Source organism: Clostridium sp. LS3 (genome assembly GCF_055330225.1).
Window position 1 is genome coordinate 103,739 of sequence record NZ_JBUZVV010000002.1, and the last position, 24,756, is coordinate 128,494.

Genomic DNA, 24,756 nt, shown 5'->3' on the forward strand with positions numbered 1-24,756 from the left:
GGTGATTTGATGAAAGGAACTTTATATACAAGTTATTTTGCAAAATTAAAAGATGGTAAAGGACTTAAAATATCTGTTGCAAGATATAACCCAAAGTGGCTTACAGATAGTGATTATGATATATGGCTTAGAGAGTTAGCACCACCAAAAGAATTATTTAATAAATATAATCTTGTATTTATTAGCTGGGAGCAGTTTAAAATTCAATATTGTGAGTGGTTAGCTATGGCGTATCTTACTAACAAAGATGTAAATAGGGCAATAACAACAATGGAAAAACTTTTAAATGATGGACAAGATATAACTATATACTGTTATGAAAAACCAACAGACCCTTGTCATAGACATTTGTTAGGAGATTTCTTTAGAAAGATGGGATTTGAGGTGAAAGAAATAGATTATGAAAATTGATAGTTGTTGTACAAGATATATAAGAACAAATTATACAAAAAAAATATATAATGCAGATAAAGTTATTATTAAATACAATAACAAGGCATTTACTTGTTATATATATGACATAGGTGTTAAATATTTAAGAGTTAGAAATGGTTTTTATAAATATGAAAAGCACAGTAACAGACATGGAATATCAGAAGAATGGCTTAACTTTCAAGAATTAGAAATAAGTAAAATACAAGCTATCTACAAGTATCCAAGTTGTTCTCAAAAAGAACCAGTTCAATTAAGTTTGAAAAATTGGAAGTATGAATAGGAGGGATACAAATGACTTGTATAGTAGGAATGTTAGATAAGAAAAATAAAACAGTGTATTTAGGAGGGGATAGTTTAGGGTCAAACTCATATAGAAAAACTGTTTACAAACAAAGAAAAGTGTTTCATTCAAAAGATACAGATGAATTAATTATAGGATTGTGTGGAAGGTTTAACTTTCAAGCTTTAGAATACGAAAAACTATTAGATGAAGTAGCACTGTTAAAAGATGGAGTAGATAGAGAATATTTAATAACAAAATTCATACCGAACCTAAGAAGAATAGTTGCATCTTATAATTGTAATGAAATATCCAGTGGGCTGAGTAGTATGGAAGGTGCATTAATGTTTGGTTACAGAGATAGATTATTCATGATTCAATCAGATTATTCATTAGTAGAATCTAAAGACGATTATTTAGCAATGGGTTCTGGTGGAGAGTGTGCTTTAGGAAGTTTAGCAACAACAAACGGTAATGATGATATGGAAATTGTAGACAAACTACATATGGCATTACAATCAGCAACCAAACACGCTATTGGTGTTGAGCCACCATTTTATATAATTAATACATCGGATAAGGAAGTCATAGAACTTCTTGAATAGGGGGAGTGTTAATGAGTAGAATTTATGATATAACCAAAGTTTTTCAGTTTAAGATAGGAACAAAGTTTAAAACATCGGATGGAGACATTTTCCAAATAAAATATTCATGTGAATCACAAAAAATAAAAGGATTATACTGTGATTGGATTTGTGAATTTGCAATGTTGGCAAATACATGGGTTAATAAAAAGTATGAGTTATATATTGACGATTCTGATTTTAAAGTTGAAAAAGTAAAAGATATGTATGGAATATTTATAGATGGAGAACTTGATAATTCATTTATGTTTAAAGTTAAGGAAAATGCTGAAAAGGTTAGAGATATTTTAATCAATGATTATATAGAAAGTTTAAAGGAGGATGGTTTTAATGATTAATGTTTTTATCTATGAATATGATATTGAATTCGTTCCATTTGAAAATGCTTTTACCACTGATAATAGTATTAAAAAAATAGAACATCAGATTAAAACATACACTAATGCTAAAGATTTTATTGAAGCTGTAAGCAAACATCAAAACAACAATGATATATCAAATGAAAAATGTTATATTACAAAAACAATAGAAGAAATCTCAATAGAAAAAGTTTTAAATCCATTTGGATAGGAGAATTTACAATGAAATACACTAGAGCAGATAAATTTATAATAGAGCTTCGTAGAAGACTTGAAATGGAGAGTTGTTTTCGAGACCATATTGAAGAGATAAATTGTCCAATATGCGGAAAGCAAACAGAAAGAAGTTATGTGAAGATTAATGATAATGGGGGATATGATTTCCTTCTTGGAGAACTTTATGAATGTAGTTGTGGTTATGAACACGTAAAGTGTTAGTATAAAATTTATTTAAAATAATCAAATAAAACATACTTTTTATTTGGTGTTTTAATAATGAAGAAGGGAGGATATGTTAATGAAAAAATTAACTTTTAAAGAGGTTATTGCAGAAATTAAGGATGTAGAAGTTTGGGAAGGTAAAAACTTCTACATTGAAAAAAGAGGTGCTAAAATAAATATAATGAACAATGGAAATGAAAAACTTGTTGGAATTGGAATTTGTTTTTGGAATGAGGATACATTTACTCTAAGAAGAAAAAAACATTATACAATTAGGGCAATTGATAGTCTTGATGATGGTAATATAATAGAAAGTTGTGTGTCTGGAAACAAGTATAAAAAGGAAGATGATTGTATTTTAAGAAATAGTAGCACTACTCATAATATTTGGGTTAGTTGTCTTGGACTAAGCTTTGAAGAACTAAAAGGACAATGGTTTATAGAGAAGAATTAAGGAGGAAAATAAATGAAAAAGTTAAATTTTACAGAAGTTATTACTCAAATTAAAGAAGGTGAAACTTGGATAGGTAATTATTTTACTGTTACAAAAACCAATGAAGATATAAGAATATCTCATAATGAAGGGGATATGGTAGGCTGTTCAGCAATTTATTTTGAACATGATGATGAATTTATTCTTAAAAGAGAAAAGGTAGATTTCTCAAAGGCTTTTGCAGAATATCTAAAAGGTGAGGAAATAGAGAGTGTTGTTACTGGTTGTAGATATAAAATGATAGATGATATTTCTCATGTGTATGATGATGATAATGAAGAATGGTGTGGATATGATGAATTTGAGGTAAGGGAAATTTGTGGAGAATGGTATATTAACAACTAATAAATAAAAAAGAGGAGAGATTAAATTATGTTTAAATTATTAGTTATTATGTGGTTTATAAAATGTTTTTGCAATTTATTTTCCGATAATTTAATGCAAAAAGGGTATTACAAAGAGGTTGTAGATTATTATGAAAAAAATCAAATAATATCTAAATCTATACTTGAATTGCCAAAACATAAAGATAAAAAATCTGAATTTGATGGTTATATGATGGGTATTGTTTTTATATATCTTGTTGGTTTTATATTCCAACTTACATTATCATTGTTCATGATTAAACATGACCCAACTATTGCAACAAAAGCATTTATAGGTTTAATATTTTTAGACAAAGTTGTCAATTATATTATTGGTAGTTTTAGAGCAAGAAAGCAAAATAAAATTGACAATCCTTTAGAAATACAAAGAAGAACTCTTTATAGATTGGAAAGTTTTTCATTGAGAAGTCTTATCTATAGAGTTGCTAATTTTGCTTATTGGGGTTATGCAATATATTTATTGTTCTTTATATAAAATAGAAAAGGAGAGATTTAAATGAATAAACAAGACAAAATATATATAGCTGGTTCATTATTCAATGAAGCAGAAATTAATCAAAGAAAATTAGAGGAAAATAAACTTAGAGATTTAGGATTTGAAAATATCTTCAATCCTATAAATGCTCCTTGTAACGATAAATCAAAACTTCCAACAGCATATGATATTTTTCTTGGGGATACAAAAGAAATCCTTGGTTCAAACAAAATGATAGTAGATTTATCAAATCAAATTGATGCTGGTGTTTTTTGTGAACTAGGTATTGCATGGATGTGTAATTATCTTCATACACTATCTGAACTTGGTGTTACTATTGACACAATATTAAAGGATATTCCTAAAAAAGAAGTTATTGCACATTTATCAGATATAAGAAAAGGTACAGCACATAACTATCAAGGAAACTATATTCCACTAGGGTTTAATCAATACATGATAGGAATGGTTGAAGATATGGGAGTTATAAAAGATAATTTCCAAGAAGTGTTAGATGAAATGGAGAAATAATAGAATTTGAAATTATGGCGAACCAAAAATAAGGAGTGTAAAAATTAATGAATATATTTGATGAATATTTTAAGTTGCAACAAGAAATTTATGATTACTTTGGTTTTAAAAAGGATTGGGTTATTATTCCTTTTGATGACAGAAGAGAGTATGATTGGGAAATTATAAGTGATGAAGAAGTTCTATATGGCAAAAAAGATGACATAATAAATGATACTGGCGAGTATTATTCAGATGAAATATATAAACAAAGATTTTATAAAAAATGGGTGTATCGTGGAGAAAACTACACAATGATTATGGTTGATACACATACTGATGGAAATAGATTTTTGGCAATATTCGATAACTCTAAAGAGATTAAATAATTCGCAATTCAAAAAAATAAATAATAAAAAGGAGGAATGATTATGGAATTAGGAACATTAATGAGTACATTACAATTAATAGGTGGGGGAGTATTATTTATATCATACTTACCACTTATAAAATTATTACATAAAACAAAATCAGCAGAAAATCAAAGTTTAGGATTTTGGATTATATTAGACATAGGAATGATGCTATTTGAATTAAATGCTTTGTATTTAGCTATAACATTAGGTCAATACTCATATGCTATAAGTCAAAGTTTAAATCTTTTATGTGGATTAATAGTTTTAACTCAGTTATTAATATATAGAAAGAATGACTAGGAGGGATAATATGAAACCAATTATATTTGTAGATATGGATGAAGTGTTAGTAAATTTAAGTGAATCGGTAAGACAAACTGTAAACGAAGAGTTTGATACCTTTTTCCCAAAAGGATATAACAAAGAATATTGGTGGGGTAGCTACAATATACCGCAAGTATATTTTGAAAGATTGTTAAATAGAAAAGGATTTTTTGCAGATTTAAAGCCTAGAGCTAATTCTGTCGAAATAATAAAAAGATTATATGATGATGGTTATGATATACACATACTAACACTTCCTCAACACAATGATTATTGTTATGTAGAAAAGGTTAGATGGATTAAAAGCTACCTTCCATTTATAGATATTGAAACAAATTTTCATACAAGTGGTAATAAAGGTTTGTTTGCTAAAAAAGGATGGATTCTTATTGATGATAATATAAATCATTTAAATCTATGGAAAGAAAATGGCGGAATAGCAATAGCATTTACACATCCTTGGAATAAAGATTTTAAAGGTAAGAGTTTTTGGGATTGGTTCGATATTTATGAATGTATTACAAATGACATAATAACAGAAGATAATATAGATGAAGCTTTTGATGAGATTTGTCAAGGGTTAAAAAAATCTATGCACGATGAAAACCTTAAAACATATTTCAACAATGAAGTGATAAACCATAAACAATACAGAAAATATATGGAGGGTTCTCATAATGAGTAGTAAACTTTATTTTAGATATGGTGCAATGAATAGTTCAAAATCATTAAATCTTTTAGCAACAGCACATAATTATGAATCACAAGGAAAAAATGTTTTGTTAATAAAACCAAATTTAGATATCAGAAGTGCTACTGGGAAAATAGAAAGTAGGGCTGGATTATCAAAAGATTGTGTTGATGTGTCACAAACAGATAATTTGATGAAATTAATATCTAGCCAAAATCTTATGTATGGTAATAACTTGCATTGTATATTAATAGATGAAGCACAATTTTTAACAAAACAACAAGTAAAACAATTAACAAAAGTTGTTGATGTATTTAACATTCCAGTTATATGTTATGGGTTAAAGAATTCTTATATAGATGGAGAATTATTTGAAGGAAGTCAAGCATTATTATATTATGCAGACAAACCAGAAGAAATTAAGAATATCTGTGCTTGTCCAGACTGTAATAGAAAAGCTACAATGAATTTAAGAGTTTTAAATAGAGAACCAATTTATAATGGAGATATGATAAATTGTGGAGATACAGAAGAATCAGAAGATTACTATATTCCAGTTTGCAGAAATCATTATTATAGACCAAAATTAAAATAATCAAATAATATTGAATGAAAGGATTTAATGCAATGGTTCAATTATGGTTTTTAATATCATGTGCTACTTGTATAGCATACTTGATGATTGAAAGAAAATGTGAAAAACTTATGGGAAGATATTTGAATACATCTTTAAAAGAAAGATTTGTAACATTTGCAATTTGTTTTGTTCCAGTTCTAAATGCTATGACGTTAATTTTGTTATTAATAACATTGTTTGGGATAAAAGATGAAGAATTCAAAAGAGATGTTGCAGAGAAGATGTCTATAGGGAGGTAGCAAAATGAATATTGAAACAATAGTAAATTTCGCTAACAATATTTCGAGAGATATTTCAACAGACATTTTAAACACAAGAGATTTTTATGGACAAATTAATTTTTATGTGTTTAGATATACAGTTATTAAAAATTATTTAAGACATAAGGAATATTTAACAGCAGAAGAAGAACAATTATTAGGATTTTTAGATACTGGTGATTTTAATAATTTAAAGGGTGAATTAAAACAAAGATAGTTAAATGGAGGTCGTAAAATGAAAGTAATAAAAAGAGATGGACTAACAGTAGATTTTGATAGAAAAAAGATAGAGATAGCTATATTAAAGGCTATGAAAAATGGTAGTGGAATTCTAAAGGAAGAAATAGCTAAGAAAATAGCTGATGAAATAGAGGGATTGTCAATTGGGGAATCTACTTCTGTAACTCAAATAGAGGAGTTAGTTTATAATTTATTAATTAAATATAAACAAAAAGAAACTGCTAGAGCATATGAAGGATATAGAGCAGTACAAGAATTTAAAAGAAATACAAATACAACAGATGAAAGTGTTTTAAGCCTTTTAAATAGAAAAAATGAAGAAGTAATGAAAGAGAATTCAAACAAAAATTCAACAATAATATCTACCCAAAGAGATTTAATAGCTGGTGAAGCTTCTAAGGACATTGCTAGGAGAAAATTAATTCCTACTCACATTGTTCAAGCACATGATGAAGGAATAATTCATTGGCATGATATGGATTATACTATTTCACCTATGTTCAATTGCTGTTTAATTAATTTAGAAGATATGTTTGCTAATGGAACAGTTATAAACGAAAAGCTTGTAGAAACACCAAAATCTTTTAGTACAGCTTGTACAGTTGCTACACAAGTAACAGCCCAAGTAGCAAGTAATCAATATGGTGGACAAAGCTTTACTATAGCCCATTTAGCACCATATTTAAGAAAAACTAAGGAAAAAGCACTAGAGCATTATTATAGTGAAATGGAATTAGGTAAAGAATTAGCTATAGAATTAGCAAAAGATTATCAAAGAAAAGAACTTAAAGATGGGGTTCAAACCATAAGATATCAATTATCAACTTTACAGACAACTAATGGTCAAGCCCCTTTTGTGACTATTTACCTTGAAATAAATGAAGGTGGAGAGTTTGAAGAAGAAGAAGCTATGATTTGTGAAGAAATGATAAGGCAAAGATTAGAAGGAATGAAGAATTACAAAGGTCAAGAAATAGGAGAAGCTTTCCCAAAACTTGTATATCTTTTAGATGAACATAATTGCCTAGAAGGTGGTAAGTATGACTATATAACTAAATTATCTGCTAAGTGTACTGCAAAAAGATTAGTTCCAGATTACCAATCAGCTAAAATTATGAGAATGAATTATGAAGGAAATACTTTTCCGCCAATGGGATGTAGGTCACACGTTGGTTGTGGTTGGAAGGATGAAAATGGAGACTATAAGTTCTATGGAAGATTTAATCAAGGTGTAATATCATTAAACTTACCACAAATAGCTATATTATCTAAGGGAGATATGAATGAGTTTATTGATATATTAGACCAAAGATTAGAACTTTGCAAAGAAGCACTTTTGGTTAGACATAATTTATTATTGGGAACTACTTCTGACGTTTCACCTATTCATTGGCAACATGGGGCTTTAGCAAGATTGGAGAAAGGTGAGAAAATTGATAAGCTTCTTAAAGACGGATATTCAACATTATCATTAGGTTATGTAGGAATACATGAAATGGTTCAAGCTATGATTGGAGAAAGTCATACATCTGAAAGAGGAGAAAAACTTGCTTTAATGGTTTTAAGTTACATGAATGAACAATGTAAGAAGTGGAAAGAGGAAACTGGATTGGGATTCAGTTTATACGGTACACCAGCCGAGAGTTTAGTGTATAGATTCTGTAGATTAGATAAACAAAGATTTGGGGAAATCCCAAATGTAACAGATAAGTTATATTATACTAATTCTTATCATGTTCATGTTACAGAGAAAATAGATGCTTTCAGTAAATTGAAATTTGAATCTCAATTCCATGATATAAGCTTAGGTGGATGTATTTCTTATATTGAAGTACCAGATATGAGTAAAAACTTGGATGCAGTAGAGCAAGTTATAAACTTTATATATCATAATATTCAATATGCAGAAATAAACACTAAACCAGATATATGTTATAAGTGTGGATTCACTGGTGAAATAAAGAATGATGAAAATTTAGAGTGGTATTGTCCTAATTGTGGAAACAGAGATGAATCTGAAATGCAAGTAATGAGAAGAACTTGTGGATACATAGGTACGAATTACTGGAATAAAGGTAGAACTGCTGAGATAAGGGAGAGAACTATACACCTTTAAAATGGAGAATACGACATGAATATTAGAAAGTTTTTTATAGGAGAGAAACATAAGAATAACAAAAATTTAGAATATACTATAATTGAATATGTTCAAACCCCTAATGGGATTAATAGAAAAATAAAGTTTTTAAATAGTGGGTATGAAACAGAAATAACAACACAACAAATCAACAATGGAGAGATAAGAGACTTTTTATCTCCGACCATTGTTGGCATTGGTATAAATGATGTTAAAGATGGAACTAATCACATATTATATAATAGATGGTCAAATATGATTCAAAGATGTTATTCAAAAAAATGCAAACATTATAAGCAATATGGGGCAAAGGGTGTATATGTTGAGGAAAGTTGGCATAAATTTAGTAATTATATAAATGATGTTAGTGCGAAAGAGAATTATGATAAATTATTGAATGATAGTGTCAATTGGCACTTAGATAAAGATTTATTATCACTAGAAGAAAAAGTTTATTCAAACAAAACAACTGTTATAATTAAGAAAATAGAAAATACCAATGAAGTAAATAGTAGATGTAATAAGAAAAAGGTTCTTCAATATGACAAGGATGGAAATCTTATAAATACATTTAATTCTCTACAAGAAGCAAGTGATTATATTGGAGTTGCAAAACAAAACTTGTCAAAGGTTTGTTGTGAAAGAAGAAAAAGTACCAAGGGATTTAGTTGGAAATATGAAAACTAATTTCTTTAGAAGGGAGAATATTATGAATTATGCAGAAATAAAACCTTTTGATATAGCAAATGCACCAAATGTATGTTGTACAATCTTTTTTAGTGGATGTAGATTTAATTGTAAAGGATGCTTTAATAAAGAAGTTCAAAACTTTAATTATGGTAAAAAATTTACAAGAGAAGTGATGGATGACTTTATTGAAAAAGCTTCTAATCCACAAGTTAAGAATATTTGCTTATTAGGTGGAGACCCCTTTCAACAAGACTTTACTGAAATGCTTAGATTTTTACAAAGACTTAGTTGTCGTGTGAAAAAACCTATTTGGGTATGGACTGGTTATACATTTGAAGAAATAGAGAATGATATATTTAAATCTGCTTTGCTCAAATATATTGATGTTCTTGTTGATGGAAAGTTTGTACAAGAATTAAAAGATTTAAATCTTAAATATCGTGGGTCATCAAATCAAAGAATTATCAATGTCAAGAAAAGTCTTGGAAAAAATAAAATCATTCTATACAATAATGGGAATTACTAAAAAAATAATCAAACAAAAATATTGACACAACCCCCTTTGTATGCTATTATATGAATATAGTAAAGCAAAGGGGGTCTTAATATTGTATTTTGGTATAGTAACTAAAACAAATCCTAAACAATGGTTTTGTAAAAAGTGTCAAAAAGCAAATGACATTTTGTATAGAAATTCAGAAAATAAAATGTTTCGTGCTTGTGAAAATTGTGTAACAGAAGAAATCAAAAAAGAAGCACAATATTTTACAGATATAAAACAATATTTGCAAAAAGGATATAATGAGGATTGGGAAAGAGAAAGTGGGGTGTTATAATGAATAAAGATTATTGCTTAAAATTAAATAATATAAAACAAGGTATTTCAATATTAATGAACAATCCAGAGATGATAATTTTAGTAGAAAACAAGAAGGATTACAATGGATATTCTGAAATAAAAATTCATTTGAATCAATTGATAGAAGAGGTCTTTGAATACGATATGTATGAATATGTTTTAAAAAGATATCCAGTAACAATTGATGATAGGGAGTGTTATATACCAGTATATGAAAAGGAGAACTTTATATATGTTATGAATAAGTGGTTTAAAGACCCACTTGGTTGTTTTGAAATAGTAGAATATAATGATATTTATAATTTAATTTTCGAGAATGATGAAAAAGCAATAGAAATTTGCAAATTCGTCTATTATGATTTTCTTAGAGATGTTATAGAAAAAGATACAACATTAAGTAAAAGTCTTAGAGAATCACTTTGTGATATACTGGAGGATTAATTGTGAGAAGATTAAAAGACCCAAAATCAAAAGAAATTCTTCCAAGATTTGAAGTTCAAGTAGAACCATGTTTTACTAAATTCTTTTGGAATGATTGTCATTGGTGTGATTGTGAATTTAGAAAAGAACATGGGTATAGAATTACTTTTGAAGAAAATTATACCATCTCTAGTAAGCATGAAGAATATTATATTTGTGAAGAATGTTCTCAGTTAATAAATAAAAAAGATATTGAAGAAATCTTCAAACACAGTAAAGAGTTTAAATGGTTTCAGAAAAAATGTGGATTTGATGAATAAAACAAACAAAATAGAAGAGGAGAATAAAATGCACTTTTCCAAGGTTTATTTAGAAGAGGTAATAAGTGAAAAAGAATTGGAAAATGGAAGAATTGAAGTTGTAGCGAAGTATTTGTTTTACGGAAGATTAAGAGATTTTAAAGAAGAGTATTCAAAAGAATATTGGAAAGAATTAAAAGAAAAAGGATATTATATAGGATAATTAAAAATTAATTATAGTGATTGCAAAACAATAAAATAAAAGGGAGGAGATATGTTATGAAATTTGATGATTTAAGATGCGAGGATAAAGACTTAATAAAAAATAGTATGCTAAACCAATCAGTAAGTTTAACTGCCGAAGCATTACAATGTATTGATGTTATGCCAAAAGAAACTTATGAAAGAGATTTAAGAGATGCAGATAGATTAATTTATTTAATTAATGTATTAAATGACAAAGTTAATTATGACGAATAGCTTTTAATTCAAACATAGATTTAAAATAATCAAATAAAATAAATTAAAAAAGGAGATTATTATTATGAAATTAAGAATTAAATATTTTGAAGGTGCTACTAAATTAGAAAAGATTGCAAAAGGTAATTGGATAGATGTATATGCAAGTGAAGATGTTTTTATTCCAGAAGGTGAAAATGGAATGATTCCATTAGGATTTGCACTAGAACTACCTAAAAATTGGGAAGGATATTTATTACCACGCTCAAGTACATTTAAGTCATGGGGGTTAATTCAAACAAATAGTAAAGGTGTTGTTGATGATACTTATATTGGAGATAATGATATGTGGAGGATGCCAGTTTATTGTTTAAAGGGAATGAATAGGAAGTTTAGGTCGCTTGAAGAAGATGACGAAATAAAAAGACTTATTCAAAATTTTGAAGACCACATAGAAGAATATGGGGATTCAATAGGGGCATCAAGTGATAGAAGGGATAATTTAATATTAGGTCTTCACGAAATGAATAAAAGAGGTACGTGGGTTAGAAAAGGTGATAAGGTAGGTCAATTCAGAATAACAGAATCAATGCCAGAACTAGAGTTAGAAGAAGTTGATACTTTCGGAAATGATGATAGAGGTGGTTTTGGAACTACTGGACAAAGAAAGTAGAAACACACTATATATAGTGGTTGACTGGTTGATTAACCACTATATATAGTGTTAAATAACAGATAAAATAAGAATTTTATTGGTTATTTTAATATTAAAGGAGGATTAAATTGTTTAAAATTGGTGATAAAATTAGATATAGTTTAATATCAAATATAGAGATAATAGGAGAAGATGAATTACATTTTATTCTCAAAGATAAGAGTGGAAATAGAAAAAAAGTTTATAAAAATTTAGTCGAAAAATATGGAAAGTTGGAGAGATAAATAATGAGAGGTCAATGGACAAATTATAACAGTTTTAATTTGATAGAACTTATAGATGAACTTAAGACAAGGATAAACTACCCATTTAACGTTGATGATACAATTCATGGAATGTTAATAGCTGGGAAAGACTATTATGGTCTTTGTGAAATATTAAGAAGATTTCTTGAAGAAGATGGTAAAAAGGGTGGGAATTGGTGTGAGATGTAAACATGAAAATTTAGAAACAATTACAAATATATATGGTGATGCAATAAATCATTTTAATGCAAGAAGTTTAAAAGGTTGTAGAGATTGTGGGAAAGAGATTTTTTGTTATGAGTTAGACCCAAACTGTAAAAGAAGTAATCAATTCAAATTAAACCATTATCATCTTAGAGCAGAATCTATTGAAGATGTTAGTGATGGATATCATACATTCAAGGAACTATATCACCATAGAATGATTATGTTTTCGATAATCTGCAATGATAATAGTAGTGTTGCATGGAAATCTTGGAAACATTATGATGGCACTATGTATGATGATTATTTTATAGTTGGAGTAGATACCCCAGAAGGAGCATATTCTTATCATTATCACAAAGATAATTGGGATAGATTTTGGGTTAAAGAACTAGAAAATGCACCAGAATGGGATGGTCATACCCCAGATGATATTGAAAGGTTATTAAGCTTGTACTGGTAATTCAATACTTAATATAAAAAGGAGATATGTAGTAATATGGACGTAGGACATGGACAAATAATAAATGATAAATGGATTCCAGATGGAGTTCCCACTGGTCTTTTAGATATAAATGGAAATGAAATATGTACAAGAGATAGAGTTTCTTTAAATGGTTGTGGCTCTCGCTATGCTATTGTTGGTAGAAATAGTGAAAATAAATTTATGTTATTTTTTGGAACAAAAGATGCTTCTGTTGGTTGGTGGTTAGATGAAGAAACTGTAAGAAAACGCAATGTAAGAGTTGTAACGGAGGTTGAGTAATGATTTCAGAAAAAGATGTTTTTATGAGTTGGAAATTCTTTCCGATTGATTGGAGTGTAGCTTTAAATGTTGCTAGAGTGAAGAGTTTTAAATACATTAATTTCAATGGCTTTGTATTCAAAACAGATATTGAAGAGTTGGATTACAAAAAGGCTATATGCAAAAGGGAGGAATTAATATGAAAATAATCAAACAAACAAAAAACAAATTAAATTATTTATTAAACAAAGATATAATAGATAATTTATATATAAGTATATTTGAAAGTTCATATGGATTAGGAGGTGGAGACTTATCGGTTTGGGCTAAAAAAACTAATAATGAGTATTTTCCCCATGAATACCATCTATCTACAGAGGGATTTCTTTTCTATAAAACTTTTGAAGATGGTGTAGAGTATTACAATCAAATGTTATCAGAATTTGAAAACTTCATAGTGCAAAATATAGATATAACAGATGAATATATAGAAGATACAGAATATAAGTCATTGAGTAAGGTTGTGAGATTTTATGATACCGAAATAGAAGAAACTGAAAATGGATGGGCTATTAACATAACACCACCAACCTTTTATAGTTTAAATGATACTTATGAATGGTTTAAAGGATTAGTGAATCAGTTAAATGGTTGTGTAAAATCATACAATAAAACAAAGGAAGGAAAATAATATGAAAATAGGACAAGAAATTATAATAAAAGAAGAAAGACTTTTACAATCAATTGTCGGTGGTAAATCAACAACTGTTAAAAAGGGTGATAAGGCTTTAATAATGAAAGATGGGATTCAATATCTTTCTGGAGAAGCTATGGGTAAAATTGTATTTGACGAAGAAAATAGAACAGAATATGATGTAGAAAATATTGCAAAAAGAATATCCAAAATTATACTTCATGGATTAGATGGTTCAGACTTTGAGGATTATCTTGAAGATATAGGGTTATCTTTTGAAGACGTAGAAGATTTAATTATAGAAGAATTAGAAAATTTCATTTGATGTGAAAGGAGGTGAATAATATGGAAATATTAACAATGAGTGATTTAGAAAAATGTTTTGAAGAAGCAAAAAGAGAAGATGTTACTTGGATAGCAATTGCAGTTAAGGCTAAAGGCTGTGAAAGTAGTGAATTGATTTTAAATCCTAATGTAAACTTTGATACAAAGCTAGAATATTACAAGAAAGCATATAATGATGATTTAACATTAAAAGCTTGTAGTGATATTAAAATAGTTGGGTTTGCAGTTGGAGATACTTTAGCAGAAATAGAAGAATATTTATTTGAAGATTGTGAAGAATAGAGGAGGAATTAATATGACTTGTCATACTTGTGATGTAGAATTAACAGAAAAGAAGAATACCCTATATAAAACAATACCAATGGGTAGAAATAGAGAATTGGTGGTAATAATAGAAAACGTTCCAATGTTGATATGTGAACAATGTGGTTGTATGGTAATATTACCAGAAACAGATGAAAGAATATTAGAAATAATGACTGAACTTCAAGCTACAATGGGGGCTGGGGAGGTTACTGTTGACCTTGAAACATTCGGTAAAGAAGAACCAACAGACCCAGAAACAGAAGAACCTATAGATGTTGAATTTACAGATGTTGAGGAATTAACTAATGAAAACAACTAATGAAGTAGAAAAGAAACTACTTCAACCAAGTTCTTTAAATAAACAATACATTATCGTAACAAGAAAACAACATCTAGGTATATGCAAATTGTTAGAAGTGAAAAAGGAAAACAAATTAAATACATTCTTATTTGAAAATCACGAATATGATAGTATAATGATAGATTCTAATGATTTCAAAAATAAAGGATTGAATTTAAAAATTAGATATTTTGGGTAAAAAAAAATAACTCGTATTATTAAGAAAATAATCAAATAAAAGTATTGACGTATGAAAAAATTGTGATATACTATGATTATAAACTTAGTAATGCGAGTTATTTTTTAGGCGGAAAAAGGGGGAAGAAGAATGAGCAATACAGAGAGAACAATAGAGTTTTTAAAAACAGAAATTACAAGATTGGAAAGACATAAAAAACTTTGTTATGTAATTGATAAAGTAATGAATAGAGATGATGTTGTCAAACTTCATTGTTATAAAGAGATTTTAGTGATGTTGTCATTTAAACCATTAACAGATGAAGATAGATTTGAAATTTATAAATCATTAATTCCTAGTATAAAATATCATAATGAGTTTGCGAAAGGGAGGAATTAATGTATGATAGACAAAGTTATCAAACTACTTGATTCAGAAATAGAAAGATTAGGAGGGTATAAACAACGTCCTTTTGTAAAGAAGCTACCTTCTCATGATGATTTAATAAGACTTTCATGTTATGAGAAGTTTAAATGTATGTTGGAGAATGAAAAACATAGGGAAGATAGTATAGAAGAAGAAAAAGAAATCTTTCATTCAGATAAAATGAGACAAGAATATAAAAAAGAAGAAGAAGATAGATTGGAAACTATGTATTTAGATATCAAGCAAAATTTAAATCATTGGAGAATGAATGGCAATCTTTCTTATTTTAGCAATTTAAAACACACATATAACAAATATAAAGAAGAAGGGGGAAAAAGAAGAATTCCAGATTTAGAGGAAAATGAATTTTTTACTTTTGACCCTTATAAATTTGACCCTTGTAAAATTTAAACAAAATAATCAAACAAATAGATGGGAGGAATTTTAATGACAAAAGAACAAGATATAGAAAGAGTAGAGGTCTTTTCAGAAAGACAAAGAGCAAGAGAAAAAATAAACCTATTTCATGGTTCATCAAACAACTGGATGAATATGGTGAAAGAACTTATAGGAAATAGTTTAGATATATTTAAGAAAAGGCAATCAGTGAATAATGAGATAATTATAAAAATTCACAATTCAAATAAGATAGAATATATGGATAATGCTACTGGAATTCCAGTTGAAGGAACTGCTAGTAATGGTATGCCAAACTATGAAGCTTTATTTGAAACGTCTTTTGCTGGAACTAATTACAAATCAGAATTTGAAACTGTTGGTCAAAATGGTATATTTTTATGGAGTTTAACAATGACTTCTGAAAATATTGAGTACAATATTGCAAGACCAAATGGGAACATATATAATATAGCATATCATAAGGGTCATGTTAGCAAAGAATTTAATGTATCTGGAAAGAGTGACAAAACATACACTCACATGATTTTTGAACTTGATAGAGATGTTTGGACAAAACCAAACTTTACTTATTCAAAGATAGTCCAAATAGCTGACGTTCAAGCTTCTGTAGGAAATGTTACTATTAAAGTTTTTGATTTAGAACACAATCAAGAAGTAGAGTTTTGTTATGAGGGTAGAAAGTCATATTTTGATAATTTAATTTCTAATAAAAAGATTGTTTCTGATATGGTTTATATAAACTCAAACAAAGAATATGAAGTAGAAATTAAAGGTAAGAATGTTATGGATAGATTTTCTACTGATATTTATTTCTGCTATTCAAGTGATAGTGATGAAGATGTAAAAAAAGAGTTATTAAATACCGCAGACTTAGTTGAGTATGGAACAATTCAAGAAGGTATGATACTAGGTATGAAAAACTCTATTCATAAATATCTAAAAGATTCTGGTAAATACCAAAAAAATGAGAAAAATATTTCAATAGATGACGTTGCACTAGGATTGAATTATATATCTGATAGTTACAGTTTATATTGTGAATATGAAAATCAAACAAAGGTGAAAACTTCGACTGAAAGATATAGAGATATAATGAAAAGCATTATAGAAGATTATCTTGATATATTTGCAATAGAAAATAAAAAACAAATGGACAAGATATGTGAGACAGTTCTTGACAATAAAAGAATAAGAGAATCATCGGAAGTAAAAAGAACAAAGCTTAAAAAGGAATTTGAGGAAAAAGTTAAAAATGCAACTAACAGACCCAACAAGTTTACAGATTGTAGAAGTAAAGACCCAAGCATTAGAGAGTTATATTTAATAGAGGGAGAATCAGCTAAGAATACAATAGAAACAAGTAGAGATTCTATCTTTATGTGTTTATACTCCTTAAAGGGTAAACCTCTAAATGTATTGAAATGTAAATCAATAGATGAAGCATTAAATAATCAAGAGATAAAAGATATATTTAAGATTTTAGGTTGTGGAGTATCCTATAAAGGGAAATCAATAAAAGGTATGCCTAAATTTGATATTAAAAACCTAACTGTTGACAAGATAATTATAACTACTGATATGGACGTAGATGGGTATCACATCCAATCACTATTATTAGGATTGTTCTATACACTAGCACCAGAATTAATCAAACAAGGAAGGGTATATTTATTGCATACACCATTATATGTAATAAATATAAAAGGAAAAGAAATATATGCTTATACAGAAGAAGAAAGAAATGATATTGTTAAACAATTAAACGAACAAAATATTAAATTCAAAGAAACTAGATTTAAAGGATTAGGTGGATTATCACCTCAAATAATGTCCAAAACTGCTATGGATATGGATAATAGAAGACTTGAAGTAATTACTTGGAATGATATCCAACAAGGAGAAGAAATGATGGAAATGTTCCTTAGTGATGATAAAAAAAGAAGCACAGAAAGAGCAGACTATATTGACATTCATGGATATAAATTCTTTGATTTTTCTTTGCTAGAAGAGGGGGTATAATATATGAGAGAAATAGAACTAAGAGATAAAATGGAAAATGCCTATATGACATATTCAATGGCTACAATAATAGATAGGGCTTTGCCAGATGTAAGAGATGGACTATTCCCAATTCATAGAAGAATATTATATGCTATGAAACACGCTAAAATAACACATAACAAAGACGTTGCAAAATCTACTCAACCAGTTTCAGAAACTATGAAAATACATCATCATGGAGATAGTTCTATATATGGTTCACTAGCACTTCTAACAGAAGAAAATGAATCAATGCTATATCCTTATATAAATGGTAACGGTGGCTCTTTTGGGAAGGTTTATTCTAATAGTTCACCAGCCCATGCAAGATATACATTCTGTAAACTGAATGAATTTACAGAAGAAATGTTTATGGATTTTGATAAAGATGTTGTTAAAATGGTTGGAGGAGATGAAGAAGAACATCCTCAACCTACAACATTAAATCCTTCATTTCCTTCAATATTAGTTAAGCCAAACAATGGTATTGCAGTTGGTAAAAGCTGTAGCTTTGGTAGTTTTCCATTAAACGAGGTTTGTGAATTAACAAAAGCTTATATTAATAATAAAGATGTAGAGATTGTTGATTACTTAACCCCAGACTTTTCAACTGGAGCATATTTATTATATGATAAAGAAGAACTTAAAGAGATATACAAAACTGGAAAAGGGTCTATCACATTAAGGTCTAAATATAGATTTGATGAAAAAGATAATATTATAGAAGTTTATGAAATACCTTATAAGAAAACTGGACAAAAAATATGTAGTGAAATAACTGACAAAATGAAAGACTTTAAAGATATTTTAGATGTTAGGTACGAATCTGGATTTAATAAGAAAATAAGCAAGGAAGAACTACTTATAGCAATAGAAGTAAAGAAAAATACAAACATAGATGGATTAATGGAGAAATTATTTAAATGTACTTCACTACAAGCTAATTTCTCTTATAATATGAACTGTCTTGTTAATTATACTCCAAAATTACTTGGGGTAAAAGAAATTCTTGATAATTGGTTAGAGTTTAAAGAAAGTGTTGTTAATAAAGCATTAAAACATACTCTTCAAACTAAATCAGATGAATTGGAAATATTAAATGGGTTGGAAAAAGTATTGTTAGATGTTGATAAAGCAGTTGAAATAGTTCGTTTCTCAGAAGATGGAGGTATAATCGTAAACCTATGTAACCACTTTAATATAACAGAAGTCCAAGCTGAACACATCAACAATTTAAGATTAAGAAAAATAAACAAAAATTATATAATTGAGCAATTAAAAGACATAGAAAGCTTAAGAGAAGAAGTTTCATTTATCAAAACTCAAATAGATAATAAAGAAGAGATTATAAAAATTATTATAAATGACTTAGATAGAGTTTCTAAGAAATATTCTAAACCTAGAAAAACTGAAATACTTCATGCAGAAAAAGTTCTTAAAAACGCTGTTTCAGAAGAAGATATGATAGAAGACTTTAACCATTATATATCAATATCAAAACATGGATATCTTTATAAATACCTAAGAGCAACAAATTCATTTAAACTAAAAGATGATGATGAAATAATATCAACAACATCAACATCAAATAAGGCAACAGTATTGGTATTTACTAATTTAGGAAATTGTCATAAGATATTCTCTCACACAATAGAAACTAAATTACCTTCTCAATTAGGTCATTATATACCAAACCTAATCAATCTACAAGATGGAGAAGAAATATTATCAGTTCAAGTTATTAGAAGATATGAAGGATTTTTGTTAAATGTATATGAAAATAATAGAATGTCAAAGATTAACTTGTCAGCATTTAAAACAGAGCAAAAAAGAATGTTATTAAAGAATTCTATATCAACAGAATCTAAATTAATCAAACAATTTATATTAACAGAAGACAAGGATATATTAACTCAATCATCAATAGATAAGGTATTGGTATGTAATACATCCGACTTTAATGCAAAAAATACAAAAAATGCAAGTGGTGATGGATTAATAAAATCTAAAAATAATAGCGTTGTTAAGTTTGTAGAATTACTGGATAATTTAAATTTGGATAATTTTGAATGTGTTGATTATTATAAAGGAAAGAGAAATGCTGTAGGAACTTTCCTAAAGAAAAATGATAAGATAGAAATAAAGGAATAAAAGGAGTGCATTTAAATGAGATATAGAATGGGAGAAATTAATACTGGATTAGGTAATCCAAGCAAATGTTTACTACCTAATACTTACAGTGAAAATGAAAAATTTAATAATGTTGTTGATAAAATGTTAAATGATGCTTTAGATTTAAAGAAAATTGCAGAGTATGGTGGGTTAGATTTTAGAGCAGATGTAAAAGACGATAAGTTTAAAGTATCATTTGGATATGAACCAGCTTATCAATATGAAGACTTATTAGTATTTCAAATAGTTAATAATAGAAAAGAATGTAAGATAATGAAGGGTAAGTCTTTAGGGGTATATGGTTCAAATATAGATATAGAATTTATTGGTTCTGATAATGAATTCGAAACATTCTTAAACAAATGGCATGATAAATTATTAGAATCTTTGAAATAAAAATATCAAAATAGGACAAAAAAAATAAGAGTAATATTCAAATCAATGAATATTACTCTTATTTAATATACTCGTAAATGATAATAAAAACAATAAATAAACCAGTATCAATTTCTTTATAAACCATATGATGTACTATGATAAGTTTTTAGAGGGGATTTTAATAAATGACAAATGGATATATTTTAAGGTAAAAAAAAGGGAGTATATAGAAATTAATCTATATACTCCCTAAATTATTAATTTGTCGGAATTTGACCTATACTAGCTAGTATAGAACCAACGTTTATATCTCCATTTGTAATATTAGTAAATCTAAATCCAATTCGTGAACCAGATTGATAAACACATTCCATAACTATTCCAAAAGGTAAGTAAGACCTTAGTGTAGCGACTACAGCAGAATTTTCTGGTATTGTAATTAATGAATAAGCTTCTGTTCTTATGTCAGATTGTGCTTTTACTAATCCAACATGAATAGTAACCTCTGAAGCTGGTTTTGTAGTCATCATTTGCCAATTACCCCAAGTAGTATTGTTATTATAATGTCTTATATACATACTTTCATCCCACATTGTTTTATACATTTGATAACTATGATTATCTGAATTAAACCCTCTATAAGTTATTAAAGTACCAGCTTTTTTCTCTGGGAAATCACTGATATTTGGATGACTTGATGTTATCTCTGTTATATGGGTTTGACCTTTTACAAATTTACTATCATAGACTGGTGTAGTTGTAGAAATATCATTAACCTTTATAACTCCCATTAATCCATTAGTCTTGGTTTTCAATAAATTATCTGCAAATCCTAAACTTGATTGAATAGTTGACCATATTTGGTAATGACCAGAATCAAGAGGATAATTTCCAACTCCACCAGATTGCAATAAATACTGTGGAGGAACACTGCTGTTTATAGAATATTCTATCATTTTACAGTAATGAGATATAAAAGTATATCCTTCTGTAAAACACAACTCTGCAAGAACTCTATCCTCCTCTTTCATTCCAAAAGCATAAGCACCTACTAAATTTCCGTCATCATCGTAATCGGTAAATGATGGTGGGGAAGACATAACTATAACTTTTTTATATTTTGTCATTGCATAATCTATTATAGATTTCATAACCCTTCTATACTCAATTGTAGCATTTGCTAATTCATTTCTATCATTTAGTCCATACATTATAAAAGCAATATCTCCACCAGTAAATAAATTGGTTTTATTATTATTAGCCCAATTGGCAGATTTTCCATTTATACCCCTATTCACTACTGCTATACTTGGGTAATTTTCTTTAATACATTCTCTAAATAGATTAGCCCAAGTTCTATCATCATGTTTAGCTTCATAAAATTTAATCCCACCACCATCAAATATGACTGGTTGGGTATTTGGTGGTGGGGTTACATGACCAGTAGCACCCATACCTTCTGTAGTTCCATCTCCAAAAAGATGTATAGTTTTAACTGTTCCACCTTGTAGTAACCTTACAAATTCACTTCCTTTAGAACCTCCCATACCACCTTTATAGAAAAACTCTTCATAATCATTAAACGATAACATTTATTATATCAACTCCTTTAAATTCCGAATAAAATGCCGATTTCATTGCTTATTTTAAAAAAATAGGGTGGGATAAAATACCCACCCCAAAGATTATTGTTCTATTTGACCTTTGATTCTTGCTAATTCTTCTTCTATTTTAGCTTCTAAATATTGATGAATATCTCCAATACCACCATTTAAAACTTCCAAAGTACCATCAGCTAATTGGTTTAAAACATTTTTCTGAACAGCAACAGAAATAGTTTTTAATTCTTCTCTAGTAATCTTTCCATCCTTAGAAGCTTCTATCAACTCTTTCTTCATAGTGTTTTCCATAGCTATAATATTTGTCACTACCAATCTTTCAACACCATTAATAGCATTATCAATAGCATATTTGGCATTTACATCCTTAACACCTTCTGTTTGAGCCTTTGCTTTACTCATTAAATTCTTAAAATACCCTATAATAAAAATCCCAGCCACCGACAATAATCCTTCAATAATAAGAGACAATAAATCACTTAAACCATTCTGTAACATTTCCATAATAAATACCTCCATATAATATCTCATGTACTTGCTTGTACACTGATTAATTTTATTTATTTGACATATCATATTTTCATGATATATAATGATAATGACCTTCATTGGTCACATATTTAAGAAGGAACTTCACCTTCTTATATCTCACAAAGCAGTAGGTTTATTAACATTTCCTACTGCATTTTTGATTTTATTGATTCGATATCCGTTTTTATACTACTCATTTCTGTTTTTATATAATTAATATCTCCACCAGTTGTTTGAAATTCTGTTACTGATTTTTGAAACGTATCTACAGCATCTTTGAACATTTTTTTATCTTCTTTATTTTCATTCTTTAAATCTGCCATATCTTGTCTAACAGCTTTATCATTTTCTTGCATTTTTCTCCATAATAAAAAAGTTATTACCCCTAACGCTCCATAGCCACTTAACAATTGTAAAATTGATTGTTCCATCTAAATACCTCCCTACTATGTGTCACCAATCTTTGCAAGGCGGTATACAAGTTTTTTATTACACGAAAAAGAAATAAAATAATAAGAATCTTTTATCGTACTCACCTCCAAATTTGGCTTTTTATTAAATTATTTTTATTCTAAATGTATCTTCTAAAACGTTGTTAGAATTGTCTTTAAGATATGAAGAAGTTGTTGCAGTATTTTCATGATGTGCATAAACTTTCAATTGTTCAAGTTCCAACTTTTCAACACCTAACTCCTTCAATAAATAATGTGTTCCATTAGATAGATTTTCTAAAGCACTATGTCTTAATGAGTGAGCATTAAAAGGAATATCTTCCCCAGTTAAATCATGTAATAAATCTGCCATATAAACAAACCAATCATATAATGTTTGATAACTGATTTCTTTCTTTATTTTGACACCACTTACCCATAGACTTTCAAATTCATCTTCTCCACGTTCATTTAAATATAATTCTAAACTTTCTTTTGTTCTTGAAAAATATAGTAAAGGAAATGGTTTTCCCCTTTTGCCTATTACTATATTTGTATTGTTTCTTTCTAATAATCCTTCTTTTTTAACTTGGTACAATTCATTTCTTCTTCCAGCAGAATCATAAGCTAAATCTAGCAATAGCATTTTAGCATAATCTTTCTTTTTTCTAAGTTCTTCTCTTAGCAAAACAATATGTTTGTCTTTTAAGAAATGTATCTCTCTAACTTCTTCTTTCTTTAATCCTTTAACCTTTTTTGCAACATTTTGCTCATAATCATAGTCATCATCTTCTTCACAAAAAGTCATCATACTTCTTACCGCGGACATAAGTCTATTAACTCTTGATGTTGACATTCCATTATCTTGCAACCATAAGTTAAATTTTCTAAAATCTTTTTTTGTTAATTCTAATAAACTTTTGTTTTTCAGCTTCTTCAACACATATATAAGAACGATTCTTATGTCGTTCTTATATTGGTTAATCGTTGATTCTTTTTTTCTTTGTTGTCTATATTCTTCTAAGAAATCTTCCATTATTTCTTTATTTTCTTCATTTACCAAAGCCCAATCTTCATCATTGTAAACTCTGTTATAAACTGTTCCTCTTTGCATAAAAACTCCTCCTTTTATCTCAAATTTTATCTATACGTATATCTATACGTATTCGCGAAGCGTAAATTTAGCGTATACGTATACCTTTACGTATTGTTATTTATGTAGTATAATATCACTAAGAGGTGATAAATAGTGGCTTTCAAGATAAATAATATAATAGTAAAGGACAAGCTTGACTACCTTGAAAAAGGTAAGCGAAAACGAATTAATTCCACAATGCGAAATGATTTAGCTAATGATTTCTCCGATTTAATGAAACAGTTAAATAAACCACAAAGCATAGGGTATGATGTTTTGGTGGAAATGTTAAAAGATGATGAAGAATTGCTACATGATTTTGTAAATCGTGTTATAAAATATTGATATTGCAATACGTAGTTTTAAAAACATATGAG

45 protein-coding genes are annotated in these 24,756 nt (G+C 28.1%); 41 read left to right on the forward strand and 4 right to left on the reverse strand.

Features of this window, described 5'->3' with window-relative positions; genetic code table 11:
• Positions 1-9 precede the first annotated feature (9 nt).
• The 40 genes from ACZJV1_RS19845 (at position 10) to ACZJV1_RS20040 (ending at position 20,681) form a co-directional block, all read left to right on the forward strand.
• Positions 10-411 carry a DUF488 domain-containing protein gene (locus ACZJV1_RS19845; RefSeq protein ID WP_463652214.1) on the forward strand — a complete coding sequence of 134 codons (402 nt, stop codon included), beginning with the start codon at positions 10-12 and terminating at the stop codon, positions 409-411.
• A complete protein-coding gene (locus tag ACZJV1_RS19850; RefSeq protein ID WP_463652215.1) occupies positions 401-715 on the forward strand; it encodes a hypothetical protein in 315 nt (104 codons plus the stop codon). The genes ACZJV1_RS19845 and ACZJV1_RS19850 overlap by 11 nt, the downstream gene beginning before the upstream one ends.
• 11 nt (positions 716-726) lie before the next feature.
• Entirely contained in the window at positions 727-1,320 is a 594-nt protein-coding gene (locus ACZJV1_RS19855; protein WP_463652216.1) for a hypothetical protein, read from the forward strand.
• Positions 1,321-1,331: 11 nt separating this feature from the next.
• The gene (locus ACZJV1_RS19860; protein WP_463652217.1) at positions 1,332-1,697 is read left to right on the forward strand and encodes a hypothetical protein; all 366 of its coding nucleotides are present in this window, start codon (positions 1,332-1,334) and stop codon (positions 1,695-1,697) included.
• Positions 1,690-1,929 (forward strand): hypothetical protein, encoded by a 240-nt coding sequence (locus tag ACZJV1_RS19865; protein WP_463652218.1) that lies wholly within the window; start codon positions 1,690-1,692, stop codon positions 1,927-1,929. The genes ACZJV1_RS19860 and ACZJV1_RS19865 overlap by 8 nt, the downstream gene beginning before the upstream one ends.
• Before the next feature lie 11 nt (positions 1,930-1,940).
• Positions 1,941-2,156, forward strand: a complete 216-nt coding sequence (locus tag ACZJV1_RS19870) for a hypothetical protein (RefSeq protein ID WP_463652219.1) — start codon at positions 1,941-1,943, stop codon at positions 2,154-2,156.
• A 79-nt stretch (positions 2,157-2,235) separates the two neighbouring features.
• On the forward strand, positions 2,236-2,613 hold the full coding sequence (locus ACZJV1_RS19875) for a hypothetical protein (RefSeq protein ID WP_463652220.1): 378 nt from the start codon (positions 2,236-2,238) through the stop codon (positions 2,611-2,613).
• Positions 2,614-2,625: 12 nt separating this feature from the next.
• Positions 2,626-2,997, forward strand: a complete 372-nt coding sequence (locus tag ACZJV1_RS19880) for a hypothetical protein (protein WP_463652221.1) — start codon at positions 2,626-2,628, stop codon at positions 2,995-2,997.
• A gap of 27 nt (positions 2,998-3,024) precedes the next feature.
• Positions 3,025-3,513: a hypothetical protein gene (locus ACZJV1_RS19885; RefSeq protein WP_463652222.1), complete on the forward strand. Its 489-nt coding sequence runs from the start codon at positions 3,025-3,027 to the stop codon at positions 3,511-3,513.
• A gap of 21 nt (positions 3,514-3,534) precedes the next feature.
• Positions 3,535-4,044: a nucleoside 2-deoxyribosyltransferase gene (locus tag ACZJV1_RS19890; protein ID WP_463652223.1), complete on the forward strand. Its 510-nt coding sequence runs from the start codon at positions 3,535-3,537 to the stop codon at positions 4,042-4,044.
• Between the two features lie 47 nt (positions 4,045-4,091).
• A complete protein-coding gene (locus ACZJV1_RS19895) occupies positions 4,092-4,412 on the forward strand; it encodes a hypothetical protein (RefSeq protein WP_463652224.1) in 321 nt (106 codons plus the stop codon).
• Positions 4,413-4,454: 42 nt separating this feature from the next.
• Positions 4,455-4,739 carry a hypothetical protein gene (locus tag ACZJV1_RS19900; RefSeq protein WP_463652225.1) on the forward strand — a complete coding sequence of 95 codons (285 nt, stop codon included), beginning with the start codon at positions 4,455-4,457 and terminating at the stop codon, positions 4,737-4,739.
• A gap of 10 nt (positions 4,740-4,749) precedes the next feature.
• Positions 4,750-5,448, forward strand: a complete 699-nt coding sequence (locus tag ACZJV1_RS19905) for a 5' nucleotidase, NT5C type (RefSeq protein WP_463652226.1) — start codon at positions 4,750-4,752, stop codon at positions 5,446-5,448.
• Entirely contained in the window at positions 5,441-6,049 is a 609-nt protein-coding gene (locus ACZJV1_RS19910; protein ID WP_463652227.1) for a thymidine kinase, read from the forward strand. Before ACZJV1_RS19905 ends, ACZJV1_RS19910 begins: the two co-directional genes overlap by 8 nt.
• A gap of 32 nt (positions 6,050-6,081) precedes the next feature.
• Positions 6,082-6,330 (forward strand): hypothetical protein, encoded by a 249-nt coding sequence (locus tag ACZJV1_RS19915; RefSeq protein ID WP_463652228.1) that lies wholly within the window; start codon positions 6,082-6,084, stop codon positions 6,328-6,330.
• A gap of 4 nt (positions 6,331-6,334) precedes the next feature.
• On the forward strand, positions 6,335-6,568 hold the full coding sequence (locus ACZJV1_RS19920; protein ID WP_463652229.1) for a hypothetical protein: 234 nt from the start codon (positions 6,335-6,337) through the stop codon (positions 6,566-6,568).
• Positions 6,569-6,586: 18 nt separating this feature from the next.
• The gene (nrdD, locus tag ACZJV1_RS19925; protein ID WP_463652230.1) at positions 6,587-8,707 is read left to right on the forward strand and encodes an anaerobic ribonucleoside-triphosphate reductase; all 2,121 of its coding nucleotides are present in this window, start codon (positions 6,587-6,589) and stop codon (positions 8,705-8,707) included.
• A gap of 15 nt (positions 8,708-8,722) precedes the next feature.
• The gene (locus ACZJV1_RS19930) at positions 8,723-9,415 is read left to right on the forward strand and encodes an NUMOD1 domain-containing DNA-binding protein (RefSeq protein WP_463652231.1); all 693 of its coding nucleotides are present in this window, start codon (positions 8,723-8,725) and stop codon (positions 9,413-9,415) included.
• A 22-nt stretch (positions 9,416-9,437) separates the two neighbouring features.
• On the forward strand, positions 9,438-9,944 hold the full coding sequence (gene nrdG, locus ACZJV1_RS19935; RefSeq protein ID WP_463652232.1) for an anaerobic ribonucleoside-triphosphate reductase activating protein: 507 nt from the start codon (positions 9,438-9,440) through the stop codon (positions 9,942-9,944).
• An 82-nt stretch (positions 9,945-10,026) separates the two neighbouring features.
• Positions 10,027-10,254, forward strand: a complete 228-nt coding sequence (locus tag ACZJV1_RS19940) for a hypothetical protein (protein WP_463652233.1) — start codon at positions 10,027-10,029, stop codon at positions 10,252-10,254.
• A complete protein-coding gene (locus tag ACZJV1_RS19945) occupies positions 10,254-10,718 on the forward strand; it encodes a hypothetical protein (RefSeq protein WP_463652234.1) in 465 nt (154 codons plus the stop codon). Before ACZJV1_RS19940 ends, ACZJV1_RS19945 begins: the two co-directional genes overlap by 1 nt.
• Positions 10,719-10,720: 2 nt before the next feature.
• A complete protein-coding gene (locus ACZJV1_RS19950; RefSeq protein WP_463652235.1) occupies positions 10,721-11,017 on the forward strand; it encodes a hypothetical protein in 297 nt (98 codons plus the stop codon).
• Positions 11,010-11,219 carry a hypothetical protein gene (locus ACZJV1_RS19955; RefSeq protein WP_463652236.1) on the forward strand — a complete coding sequence of 70 codons (210 nt, stop codon included), beginning with the start codon at positions 11,010-11,012 and terminating at the stop codon, positions 11,217-11,219. The genes ACZJV1_RS19950 and ACZJV1_RS19955 overlap by 8 nt, the downstream gene beginning before the upstream one ends.
• Before the next feature lie 56 nt (positions 11,220-11,275).
• A complete protein-coding gene (locus tag ACZJV1_RS19960) occupies positions 11,276-11,476 on the forward strand; it encodes a hypothetical protein (RefSeq protein WP_463652237.1) in 201 nt (66 codons plus the stop codon).
• 64 nt (positions 11,477-11,540) lie between these two features.
• Positions 11,541-12,128, forward strand: a complete 588-nt coding sequence (locus tag ACZJV1_RS19965) for a dUTP diphosphatase (protein ID WP_463652238.1) — start codon at positions 11,541-11,543, stop codon at positions 12,126-12,128.
• A gap of 110 nt (positions 12,129-12,238) precedes the next feature.
• Complete coding sequence (locus ACZJV1_RS19970; protein ID WP_463652239.1) at positions 12,239-12,394, forward strand: hypothetical protein; 156 nt, start codon at positions 12,239-12,241, stop codon at positions 12,392-12,394.
• A gap of 3 nt (positions 12,395-12,397) precedes the next feature.
• The gene (locus ACZJV1_RS19975; protein WP_463652240.1) at positions 12,398-12,604 is read left to right on the forward strand and encodes a hypothetical protein; all 207 of its coding nucleotides are present in this window, start codon (positions 12,398-12,400) and stop codon (positions 12,602-12,604) included.
• Positions 12,594-13,082 (forward strand): WDGH domain-containing protein, encoded by a 489-nt coding sequence (locus tag ACZJV1_RS19980; RefSeq protein WP_463652241.1) that lies wholly within the window; start codon positions 12,594-12,596, stop codon positions 13,080-13,082. Before ACZJV1_RS19975 ends, ACZJV1_RS19980 begins: the two co-directional genes overlap by 11 nt.
• Before the next feature lie 36 nt (positions 13,083-13,118).
• Complete coding sequence (locus tag ACZJV1_RS19985; RefSeq protein WP_463652242.1) at positions 13,119-13,385, forward strand: hypothetical protein; 267 nt, start codon at positions 13,119-13,121, stop codon at positions 13,383-13,385.
• Positions 13,385-13,567, forward strand: coding sequence for a hypothetical protein (locus tag ACZJV1_RS19990; protein WP_463652243.1), 183 nt, complete (start codon positions 13,385-13,387; stop codon positions 13,565-13,567). Before ACZJV1_RS19985 ends, ACZJV1_RS19990 begins: the two co-directional genes overlap by 1 nt.
• Positions 13,564-14,055 carry a hypothetical protein gene (locus tag ACZJV1_RS19995; protein ID WP_463652244.1) on the forward strand — a complete coding sequence of 164 codons (492 nt, stop codon included), beginning with the start codon at positions 13,564-13,566 and terminating at the stop codon, positions 14,053-14,055. The genes ACZJV1_RS19990 and ACZJV1_RS19995 overlap by 4 nt, the downstream gene beginning before the upstream one ends.
• A gap of 1 nt (position 14,056) precedes the next feature.
• The gene (locus tag ACZJV1_RS20000; protein WP_463652245.1) at positions 14,057-14,383 is read left to right on the forward strand and encodes a hypothetical protein; all 327 of its coding nucleotides are present in this window, start codon (positions 14,057-14,059) and stop codon (positions 14,381-14,383) included.
• Between the two features lie 20 nt (positions 14,384-14,403).
• Entirely contained in the window at positions 14,404-14,685 is a 282-nt protein-coding gene (locus tag ACZJV1_RS20005) for a hypothetical protein (RefSeq protein WP_463652246.1), read from the forward strand.
• 13 nt (positions 14,686-14,698) lie between these two features.
• Entirely contained in the window at positions 14,699-15,028 is a 330-nt protein-coding gene (locus tag ACZJV1_RS20010; RefSeq protein WP_463652247.1) for a hypothetical protein, read from the forward strand.
• On the forward strand, positions 15,015-15,248 hold the full coding sequence (locus ACZJV1_RS20015; RefSeq protein ID WP_463652248.1) for a hypothetical protein: 234 nt from the start codon (positions 15,015-15,017) through the stop codon (positions 15,246-15,248). The genes ACZJV1_RS20010 and ACZJV1_RS20015 overlap by 14 nt, the downstream gene beginning before the upstream one ends.
• A 129-nt stretch (positions 15,249-15,377) precedes the next feature.
• Entirely contained in the window at positions 15,378-15,626 is a 249-nt protein-coding gene (locus ACZJV1_RS20020) for a hypothetical protein (RefSeq protein WP_463652249.1), read from the forward strand.
• Between the two features lie 3 nt (positions 15,627-15,629).
• The gene (locus tag ACZJV1_RS20025) at positions 15,630-16,064 is read left to right on the forward strand and encodes a hypothetical protein (RefSeq protein WP_463652250.1); all 435 of its coding nucleotides are present in this window, start codon (positions 15,630-15,632) and stop codon (positions 16,062-16,064) included.
• 36 nt (positions 16,065-16,100) lie between these two features.
• Entirely contained in the window at positions 16,101-18,092 is a 1,992-nt protein-coding gene (locus ACZJV1_RS20030) for a toprim domain-containing protein (protein WP_463652251.1), read from the forward strand.
• Between the two features lie 3 nt (positions 18,093-18,095).
• Entirely contained in the window at positions 18,096-20,264 is a 2,169-nt protein-coding gene (locus ACZJV1_RS20035) for a DNA gyrase subunit A (RefSeq protein ID WP_463652252.1), read from the forward strand.
• 15 nt (positions 20,265-20,279) lie between these two features.
• The gene (locus ACZJV1_RS20040; RefSeq protein WP_463652253.1) at positions 20,280-20,681 is read left to right on the forward strand and encodes a hypothetical protein; all 402 of its coding nucleotides are present in this window, start codon (positions 20,280-20,282) and stop codon (positions 20,679-20,681) included.
• 239 nt (positions 20,682-20,920) lie between these two features.
• On the opposite strand, the gene ACZJV1_RS20045 is transcribed toward ACZJV1_RS20040, so the two are convergent.
• From ACZJV1_RS20045 to ACZJV1_RS20060, 4 genes are all read right to left on the reverse strand, one after another.
• The gene (locus tag ACZJV1_RS20045) at positions 20,921-22,255 is read right to left on the reverse strand and encodes a hypothetical protein (RefSeq protein WP_463652254.1); all 1,335 of its coding nucleotides are present in this window, start codon (positions 22,253-22,255) and stop codon (positions 20,921-20,923) included.
• A gap of 93 nt (positions 22,256-22,348) precedes the next feature.
• A complete protein-coding gene (locus ACZJV1_RS20050) occupies positions 22,349-22,786 on the reverse strand; it encodes a hypothetical protein (RefSeq protein WP_463652255.1) in 438 nt (145 codons plus the stop codon).
• Between the two features lie 173 nt (positions 22,787-22,959).
• Complete coding sequence (locus tag ACZJV1_RS20055; RefSeq protein WP_463652256.1) at positions 22,960-23,244, reverse strand: hypothetical protein; 285 nt, start codon at positions 23,242-23,244, stop codon at positions 22,960-22,962.
• Between the two features lie 124 nt (positions 23,245-23,368).
• On the reverse strand, positions 23,369-24,358 hold the full coding sequence (locus ACZJV1_RS20060) for a tyrosine-type recombinase/integrase (RefSeq protein WP_463652257.1): 990 nt from the start codon (positions 24,356-24,358) through the stop codon (positions 23,369-23,371).
• A gap of 135 nt (positions 24,359-24,493) precedes the next feature.
• Here ACZJV1_RS20060 and ACZJV1_RS20065 point away from each other — a divergent pair, with 135 nt between their 5' ends.
• Positions 24,494-24,724 (forward strand): hypothetical protein, encoded by a 231-nt coding sequence (locus tag ACZJV1_RS20065; RefSeq protein ID WP_463652258.1) that lies wholly within the window; start codon positions 24,494-24,496, stop codon positions 24,722-24,724.
• The last annotated feature ends 32 nt before the right edge of the window (positions 24,725-24,756 follow it).